Raw genomic sequence first — 8,286 nt, forward strand, 5'->3', positions numbered from 1 at the left:
CCGCCGTCGCCGTCTGACGCTTGATGAAGACCTCCACCGAGCCGCGCGCGAGTCGGTCCTTCACCTGCTTCACCGCCGCGGACTCCAGCGCCGCCAGCTCCCTCGGGAGCCGGACCTTTACCTCGCAGAACTTGTGGTTCAGTGAGCGCAGCTCGACGGAGAACTCCTCGTCTCCTACCCGTGCGCGTCCCGCTCCAAAACCGGTCATGCTCTTCAGCATTGGCCGGTTGCTAGGCCCTTCCGGCCAACAGGTCAAGTCACTGGCGCGGATCCTCTCTGCTATGGTCCGCCCCCCGATGGTCTGGCACAAGCGGCTCGAGTTGTGGGCGAAGCTGGCACTCGCCCTGGTGGCATCCGCTCTTCTCTGGCGCCCCGGTCGGCGCCCGAAGGTCGGCTCTTCCCTCCCCTCCCCCCGGCGCGTCCTCCTGGTTCGCATCGATAACCGTGTGGGCGAGGCCCTCCTCACCACCCCCCTGCTGAGCACCCTCAAGGCCGCCCAGCCTCCCCCCGAGGTCCACGTCCTCGTCCATTCCAAGGTCGCCCGCGTCCTCCTCGGTCACCCCGAGGCCGACCGCATCATCCCCTTCGACCGGCGTCTGCTCTGGCTCGGACCCCTCGCCCCCGGCGTCCGCGCCCTGCGCCGCGAGCGCTATGACGTCGTCGTCGACTGCGCCAACTGGTCCACCCCCTCGGTGACCTCCGCCATCATCTCCCGCCTGATCGGACCCCGCTCCCTCGTCATCGGGCCTCGCATGTGGCCCGTTCACTACCTCCACTCCCTCTCCGTCCCCGCCCGCTCCGATACCACCCGCGAGGCCGTTCAGCGCGTCCACCTGCTCTCCCCTCTCGTCCAGGGGGCTCCCCGTGAGGCGCTGTCCTTCCGCTCTCCCAACCTCAGCGAGAAGTTCCGCGCCTGGCTCGAGGCCGGTTCAGGGACTCCCCGCGCTGTCGTCAACCCCGGCGGACGGCTCGGCTGGCGCCGCATCCCTCCCGAGGCCTTCGCCTCCGCCGCTCGGGCCTTGATTGCCTCCGGACGGACCCCCATCGTCACCTGGGGCCCCGGTGAGGAGGAACTCGCCCGTACCGTCGTCGCCGCCGCTCCCGGCGCTCAGATCGCTCCTCCCACCAGCATCGATGAGCTCGCCGCCCTCATGCGCGCCGCCGGCCTCACCGTCTGCAACAACACCGGCCCCATGCACCTGTCCGTCGCCACCGGCGCTCCCACCCTCGGGCTCTTCCTCCGCATGGACATGGCCCGCTGGGGGCATGACTTCCCGCCCCACCGCATGGTGGATTTAACCCCTGTCGTTGATTCTGGCGGCGACCTCGCGGCCCGCGTGTTCGAGGAGGTGCGCTCGTTCGCGGGGGGACTGTCGGCCCGGGATTCAGCTCACTGAACGGATTCGAGCGAGCGCGCTTCCCCTGGCAACAGCTCCGGTACCCCGTCTCGGATGGGATAGGCGAGACGGCACTGGGTACAGTGGAGTTCCGGCGGATTGGTGCTCTCGGAGTGGGGGGTTGTCAGGGCCCCCTTGCACTTCGGGCACGCCAGCGTCGAGAGCAGCCACTCCGGCAGGTTCATGCGCGCCTACTTCGTCCCGCTCCGCTCCGACTGGAGCCGCTGCGCGAGCTCCGTCGTGCTGTGGTTCTTCGGGTCTCCCGCTACCGCCACCCGGCCTCCGTAGGCGCGTACCTCCTCCGCCTCCGGAATCGTGTCCGGCGTGTAGTCCGTCCCCTTTACGTGCACGTCCGGCTTCAACTCCCGGATGATCTTCCTCACGTTCGGCTCGTCGAACACCAGCACTCGATCCGTACACGCCAGCGCCGCCACCATCTCCGCTCGCTCCCCCTCCGGGATGTGCGGCCGGCCCGGCCCCTTGTACGCCCTCGTGGAGGCGTCCGAATTCACCGCCACCACCAGGCAGTCCGCCAGCTCCTTCGCCCCCTCCAGATAGCGCACGTGCCCGACGTGGATCAGATCGAAGACCCCGTTCGCCAGCGCCACCTTCTTCCCCTCCGCCCTCCACCTCTCCCGCTCCTCCACCACCTCCGCCAGCCGCACCACCTTCTTCTGCGTACTCACTTCGCGCCCCTCAGCTCTCCCAGCAGCTCGTCCCGCGCAACCGTCGCCGTCCCCAGCTTCTGCACCGCCAGCGCCCCCGCCACGTTCGCCAGCCTCGCCGCTTCCCCGAAGCTCCCCCCAGCCGCCAACCCCAGCGACAACGCCGCGAGCACCGTGTCCCCAGCCCCCGTCACGTCCACCGCGTCCTTCGCCCCATGCACCGGAATCTTGTCCACTCCGCCCTCCGCGTCGAAGAGCACCATCCCGTGCCGGCCTCTCGTCACCAGCAGCGCCTTGCACTCCATCCGCCTCACCATCTCCCGCCCCGCCTCCACTACCTCCGCCTCCGTCCTCAAGGGACGGCCCACCAGCGCCTGGAGTTCCGGCTCGTTCGGCTTGCACACCGTCACCCCGGTGAAGCTCGACAAGGCATACCGGCTGTCCACGCACACCGGCAGCCCCTCCGCCGCCAGCTTGCGCAACGCCTCCCGCATCTCGTCCCCCACCACCCCCGCCCCGTAGTCCGACACCACCACCACGTCCGCGTCCTTCGCCGCCTCCTCCACCCGCTTCACCAGCAGCCGCCTGAGCTTCGGCGGCAACGGGCCTCGCTGCCCGCGGTCCAGCCTCAACATCTGCTGCCGCGTCGTGCTCGCCCCTCCCGCCAGGATGCGCGTCTTCGTCTCCGTCTCCACCCCTCGGGTGCTCGCCGCGCGCAGCTCGATGCCCGCTTCGTCGCACAGCTTGCGCAGCGCTCGGCCCATCTCGTCCGCGCCCAGCACCCCCACCGCCGTCACCTGCCCCGATAGCGCTCGCACGTTCGCCGCGACGTTCGCCCCTCCTCCCAGCTTCACCTCGGAGGACTCGTGCCGGACGATCAGCACCGGGGCCTCTCGGCTCACCCGATCCGTCTGTCCATAGATGTAGTGGTCGGCGACCAGATCCCCCACCAGCAGCACCCTTCGGCGTGCGAAGGCCAACGGAATCTGGTCCAGGGTCGGAATCGCTCGGACGGGCACGACAGCAGCCATGGCGGCGCGTTGTCCCATAGCGGCACCTCGTCCACAAGCCGACCTTTGTCTACCCAAGCCCGAGCGCCCGGCGAAGGTGCGACTCGCCCTCGAGCACCTCCACCCCCAACCGCACCGTCCAGGTCTCGAAGCCTCCAGGCAGGCGCACCAGATCCTTCTCCGTCGTCACCACCCGCGCTCCCAGGCGCGCCGCCCTTGTGCCCACCTCCTGGAGCTCCCTCGTGCTGAAGCGATGATGGTCCGGGAAGAAGGCCGTCCCGCGGACCTCGGCCCCCAGCTCCCCCAGTGTCCTCAGGAAGCCCCCCGGCCGAGCAAGCCCCGCCAGCCCCAGCACTGGTTGGCCCGCCAGCGCCTCCACGGGGTGCAGCCCTCCCGAGGGGTCCACCCACGCCGTGGGTCGGTAGCGAGTCCTCACCCAGGGCGCTGGCAGTGGAGGAAGCGGAGGCCCAGGCGTCGTCGCGGCTCGCACCCAGAAGAGCGTGGCCCGGCCCAGTCCCGAGAGCGGCTCGCGCAGCGGGCCCCGCGGCAGCATCCGGCCGTTGCCGAAGCCCACCGCCTCGTCCACCACCACCACGTCCTCGTCCCTCGCCAGCTTCCGGTGCTGGAAGCCGTCGTCGAGCAGCACCACCTCCAGCTTGAACTCGTCCCTCGCCCACCGAGCCAGCAGCCGCCGATCCGCTCCCACCAGCAGCCTCGCCTCCGGACAGCGGCGCGCCAGCAGCAGCGGCTCGTCCCCCGCCTCCTCCACCGAAGGCAGGCGTTCCTTCCCCGTGAAGGTCAGCGGCTCCTTCGAACCCCTCCCGTACCCCCGCGTGAGGATGCCCACCCGCCTCCCCTCCCTCACCAGCAACTCCGCCAGGTACAGCACCGCCGGCGTCTTCCCCGTCCCTCCTACGTTCAGGTTGCCCACCGAGATGACCCGCAGCCCTTCCACCCGCTCGCCCCTCAGCAGCCCCGCGTCGTAGAGCACTCCCCTCAGCCGAACTCCCGCCCCGTATCCCCACGCCGCTACCTCCAGCGGCGCCAGCAACGCCCTCCGGCTCCAGGGTTCCGGCTTCGACGGGTAGAAGACGCGCTCGATCGTCGTCTCGCTCACCGCTCCGCCCTCGCCTGCTCGTACAGGGCCAGCACGTCCGCCGCGATCCGCGCGTTGCTCGGGTGCTCCACCAGGGCCCTCGCTCCCGATTCGGACGCCGCCACCACCGCCTCCGGCGTCGGCTCCTCCACCAGCACATCCGCCAGCGCTGGCAGGTTGCCCTCCCCTACCGCCACCACCCGCACCCCGCATGCCCTCGCCTGCGCCGCCGCTCGTGCGCTCCAGTCGTTCCCCAGGCCCAGGACCCACGCCTCGTCCAGCGCCCTCAGCCACCTCACGAACGCCTCGCCCTGCTGGTACCCCGCGAAGGTCACCGCCTCCTCCAGCCCCAGCGTCCGCACCTGCTGCCGCACCGACTCCACCCGTTCGCCGTCTCCCACCAGCACCAGCCTCGCTCCTCCGTGCGTCCGGCGCAGCCTCGCGAAGGCCTCCACTCCCAAGGTGTGCCGCCTCGAGGCCTGGAACGTCGACACCATCCCCACCAACGGCGCGCCCGTCAGTCCCAGTTCCTTCCTCAGCGCGTCCCGGTCCTCCGCTGGACGGAAGCTCGGGTCCACCAGCGGCGGAAGGACTCGCACCCTCCGGCCCAGCAGCCGGGTGATCACCGAGGACGCCGGCACCGTGTACCCGTCCGCGTACGGCAGCGATGGTCTCAACGACCTCGGCGCATGCACTGAACGGATCAGCACCGCCCCTCGCGGCCTCGCCCACCTCGCCACCAGGTGGTCGTGCGTGAAGTGCGCGTGCACCACGTCCACGCTTCTCGCCTTCAGCCGCCTCATGTCCCTCCACACCACCCACGGCGGCGACTTCACCGACAGCTCCAGCCCTCCCTCATCCAGCAGCCCCAACCCCTCGAAACGCGGCACCGCCGGTTCCTCCGCCGCAACTTCCCTCCGGCGGCGATCCACCGCCACGCTCACCTCGTGCCCCGCCTCGCGCTGCGCTCGTGCCAGCAGCGCCACGTTCTCCGCAGGGCCGCTCCAGAAGGGACTCGCCAGAAGGTGCAGGATCTTCATCGAGCGGTCAGGGCTCCCGCCATGTGCTCCACGTTGCGCTCGCTCGCTCCCGAAATCTGTCTCACCGTCGCCCTCGCCAGCTCCCCCAACGTCGTCACCGTCTCCGGCTTCGCCAACAGCTCCAACATCACCCGGTACAGTTGGTCCGCGTCCTTCACCTGGATGCCCCCTCGCCCTACCAGCACCTGCACGCTGTCCCGGAAGTTCTCCATGTGCGGCCCGAACAGCACCGGCTTCCCCTGCCCCGCGGGCTCCAGGATGTTCTGCCCCCCTCGCGTCGTGAACGACCCGCCCACGAACACCACCGTCCCCAGCCGGTACGCCCTCGTCAGCTCCCCAATCGTGTCCAGCACCACCACCCGCCCTCCCTCCGCGTTCCCCTGTGAGCGCAGGCCCACGCTCAGCCCCTGCTCCTTGGCCAGACCCACGATCCGTCCCGCTCGCTCGATGTACCTCGGTGCGATCACCAGTCGCAGCTCCGGGTGCGTCTCCCGCAGCCGCCGGTACACCGCCAGCAGGTGCTCCTCCTCGCCCTCGTGCGTGCTGCCGGCGATCCACACCCGCTCTCCCGCCCTCAGTCCCAGCGCGCTCCGCAGCGCCTCGTCCTCCTGCCCCGCCGCCGCCGCCGCCAGCGCGTCGAACTTCGTGTTCCCCGTCACGAACACCCGCTCGCTCGGCGCCCCCAGCCCCAATACCCGCTCCGCCTCGTCCTCCCCACGCATCAGGAACAAGTCCATGTCTCGCAGTGGGTTGCCGATCAGCGAGAACAACAGCCGGTACTTCCCCTGGTGCGCCGGCGAGAAGCGCCCGTTCGTCAGCGCTACCCGCGCTCCCGCCCGCCTCGCCGCGCGAATGAGGTTGGGCCAGATTTCCGTGTACTCGAGCACCAGCAGGTCCGGCCCGAGCGCCCGCACCGCCCGGCGCGTGGCGCCCCACAGGTCGTACGGCGCGTACACCACCGCGTCCACCTGCTTCGCCAGCCGCTCCTTCCCCATCATGTAGCCCGAGTTCGTCATCGTGGAGAGCACGATGCGGCACCCCGGGAAGCGCGCCCGCAGCGGGCCGAACATCGGAGAGAGCGCCAGCAGATCCCCCGCACTCGCCCCGTGCAGCCACAACGTCGGGCCAGGCCCTCGCGCCGGCAGCTCTCCCCGCGCGTAGAAGCCGAGCCGCTGCCTCAGCCCGTGCCGCGTCTTGCGATGCAGCGACAACACCGGGAAGAGCACCGCGAAGAGTACGTAGCTGGCGAGGACGTAGAGCAGGCGCATGGAGACCGGGTCGCCCTCTACCAGATGCCGCCCCTCCCGGCAGCACACGCCACCTCCCACACGCGCCTGCCCTCCCACCTGGATTTTTCTCACCCTCCTCAAAACCAGAGAAAAATAGAAATTATCCGCAAGCCTTGAAATCGCCGGATTCCCGAGGCAGAGTGTTTTCGTCCCCAAGGCATGGGGAACAGGAGCAGCAACAGAGCTTCACCCTCGGGTGACCAGGGGCTCCGCACCGACGCTGGGCGGCGCGGGGCTTCCTCCCCGATGGGGCTGTAACAAGAACGGCTGCTCTCGCGATTCGCGGGGGCAGCCGTTCGACTTCGTGGACTCAGCTTCGAGGGAGGACTCGCACCGGACTCGGAACGATCCACGGGCGCCATTCCGTACCGAAGAAGCCTCCCGGCCCTCTCACCCACACCTCCACCTGCACCGCCCCCTCCTCCACCAGTTGCACCGACCGCCCATCCGGCCTCAGTCGGCCCGCTCCGCGGACCTCGATTCGTACCTCGTCGCCGACCTCTGACGGCAAGCGCACCGTGAGCACGTCGCCAACGTGTGCCTCCCGGCGCTGCGCGTCCACGCCCTCCAGCGCGAAGCCCACGGGCTCGCCCAGCGCGCGGAAGGCGCAGAGGGCCCCGCCGCCCGCCAGCCCCTTCACCACCACCTCGGCGGCGGCTCGCGGCTCCTCGGGCAGCGCCTGGGGCGCCGTTCCCTTCGAGGGCGGCAGGTACATCGCCAGCGCCCGGAAGACGTCCTCGTAGCGCGGCAGCCCGTGCGCGTCATGCGAGCACAGCGCCACCCGGGGCTTCTCCCGCGCCAGCTCGAGCAGCCGCTCCGTGGGCTCCGGTTGCGGCCCCACCAGCATCATCACCCCGTGCACCGGCTGGCCGAAGGACGCCCCCACCGCGGGCAGCAGCCGGCTGAACGGGTGGCGCAGCGCGTCCCGGAAGAACGTGTCCGCCGAATACAGCTCGAAGCCGTCCGCCCGCCTCGCGGCCTCGGGGTGCCTCCAGGGGTTGCGCCGCTGCACCGGGTGGGCGAGCACGCTCACCCCTCCCGCCTTCTCCACCGCCGCCTCGGCCTCGCCTCCGTCCATCCACGGTCGCACTCCCTCCAGCGGCCGCTGCAACCCGAACGCGACGAGGTGGCCATGTTCCGTCGACAGCTCCACCCCCGGCACCAGCAGCACCCCGTCCACGAAGGCGGGTTCCCGTGGTCCCAGGTCGTTGTGGTCCGTGAGCACCACGAAGCGCAGGCCCGCCGCCTTCGCCGCCGCCGCCACCTCCTCCACCGTGCCCCGCCCGTCCGAGCCCGTGGTGTGCACGTGGAAGGCCCCACGCACCCACCCGAGGGCGTCCGCGCGAGTCGGTATCACCGGGTACTCGGCATACGTGGCCGACAGGGTGAAGAACCCCGCCACGCCCAGCAGGACCAGCACCAGCCCCAGCAGCGCCCGCAGCAGCTTGCCCACCAGCACCGCCGGCTTCACGCCGCGCCTCGTTCCGCCCCCGCCGTCTGGAGCGTCCACAGCGCCGCGTAGCGGCCTCCCGCCTTCACCAGCTCCGCGTGGCTGCCCCGCTCCACCACCCGCCCCGCCTCCACCACGCAGATGAGGTCCGCCTCCACCACGGTCGACAACCGGTGGGCGATCACCAGCGCCGTCCTCCCCGGCAGCACCGCCGCGAGCGCCGCCTGCACCTCGCGCTCGCTCTCCGGATCCAGGCTGCTCGTCGCCTCGTCCAGCACCAGCACCGGCGCCCGTGACAGCACCGCCCGCGCGATGCACAGCCGCTGCCGCTGGCCTCCG

The 8,286-nt window shown here is 70.7% G+C and carries 10 protein-coding genes; 1 reads left to right on the plus strand and 9 read right to left on the minus strand.

Features of this window, described 5'->3' with window-relative positions:
• On the minus strand, nt 1-220 hold a 220-nt coding region (locus tag VF794_RS13110), incomplete at its 3' end, for a YicC/YloC family endoribonuclease (RefSeq protein WP_331110246.1).
• A 76-nt stretch (nt 221-296) separates the two neighbouring features.
• Between VF794_RS13110 and VF794_RS13115 the strand changes: the two genes are divergently transcribed.
• Nucleotides 297-1,397, plus strand: coding sequence for a glycosyltransferase family 9 protein (locus tag VF794_RS13115; protein ID WP_331110248.1), 1,101 nt, complete (start codon nt 297-299; stop codon nt 1,395-1,397).
• Here the strand turns inward: VF794_RS13115 and VF794_RS13120 are convergent.
• The 8 genes from VF794_RS13120 to VF794_RS13155 form a co-directional block, all read right to left on the minus strand.
• Entirely contained in the window at nt 1,391-1,582 is a 192-nt protein-coding gene (locus VF794_RS13120; RefSeq protein ID WP_331110250.1) for a Trm112 family protein, read from the minus strand. The genes VF794_RS13115 and VF794_RS13120 overlap by 7 nt on opposite strands.
• 6 nt (nt 1,583-1,588) lie before the next feature.
• Nucleotides 1,589-2,083, minus strand: a complete 495-nt coding sequence (locus VF794_RS13125; RefSeq protein WP_331110252.1) for an adenylyltransferase/cytidyltransferase family protein — start codon at nt 2,081-2,083, stop codon at nt 1,589-1,591.
• The gene (locus VF794_RS13130; RefSeq protein ID WP_331110254.1) at nt 2,080-3,093 is read right to left on the minus strand and encodes a bifunctional ADP-heptose synthase; all 1,014 of its coding nucleotides are present in this window, start codon (nt 3,091-3,093) and stop codon (nt 2,080-2,082) included. Before VF794_RS13130 ends, VF794_RS13125 begins: the two co-directional genes overlap by 4 nt.
• Before the next feature lie 49 nt (nt 3,094-3,142).
• Nucleotides 3,143-4,189, minus strand: a complete 1,047-nt coding sequence (gene lpxK / locus VF794_RS13135; protein WP_331110256.1) for a tetraacyldisaccharide 4'-kinase — start codon at nt 4,187-4,189, stop codon at nt 3,143-3,145.
• A complete protein-coding gene (locus VF794_RS13140; RefSeq protein ID WP_331110258.1) occupies nt 4,186-5,208 on the minus strand; it encodes a glycosyltransferase in 1,023 nt (340 codons plus the stop codon). The genes lpxK and VF794_RS13140 overlap by 4 nt, the downstream gene beginning before the upstream one ends.
• Nucleotides 5,205-6,476 (minus strand): 3-deoxy-D-manno-octulosonic acid transferase, encoded by a 1,272-nt coding sequence (locus tag VF794_RS13145; protein ID WP_331110260.1) that lies wholly within the window; start codon nt 6,474-6,476, stop codon nt 5,205-5,207. The genes VF794_RS13140 and VF794_RS13145 overlap by 4 nt, the downstream gene beginning before the upstream one ends.
• A 331-nt stretch (nt 6,477-6,807) precedes the next feature.
• Nucleotides 6,808-7,968: a CehA/McbA family metallohydrolase gene (locus tag VF794_RS13150; RefSeq protein WP_331110262.1), complete on the minus strand. Its 1,161-nt coding sequence runs from the start codon at nt 7,966-7,968 to the stop codon at nt 6,808-6,810.
• Nucleotides 7,965-8,286, minus strand: a 322-nt coding sequence (locus tag VF794_RS13155) for an ATP-binding cassette domain-containing protein (protein ID WP_331110263.1), incomplete at its 5' end; no start/stop codon positions are given. The genes VF794_RS13150 and VF794_RS13155, both read right to left, overlap by 4 nt.

It is taken from the genome of Archangium sp., assembly GCF_036389735.1.
Lineage (GTDB): Bacteria > Myxococcota > Myxococcia > Myxococcales > Myxococcaceae > Archangium.

What these genes read in the sequence shown, in the direction of transcription:
- VF794_RS13140 (WP_331110258.1), bottom strand. Translation starts at nt 5,208, where the DNA reads ATGAAGATCCTGCACCTTCTGGCGAGTCCCTTCTGGAGCGGCCCTGCG.
- VF794_RS13115 (WP_331110248.1), top strand. Translation starts at nt 297, where the DNA reads ATGGTCTGGCACAAGCGGCTCGAGTTGTGGGCGAAGCTGGCACTCGCC.
- VF794_RS13145 (WP_331110260.1), bottom strand. Translation starts at nt 6,476, where the DNA reads ATGCGCCTGCTCTACGTCCTCGCCAGCTACGTACTCTTCGCGGTGCTC.
- VF794_RS13130 (WP_331110254.1), bottom strand. Translation starts at nt 3,093, where the DNA reads ATGGCTGCTGTCGTGCCCGTCCGAGCGATTCCGACCCTGGACCAGATT.
- VF794_RS13120 (WP_331110250.1), bottom strand. Translation starts at nt 1,582, where the DNA reads ATGAACCTGCCGGAGTGGCTGCTCTCGACGCTGGCGTGCCCGAAGTGC.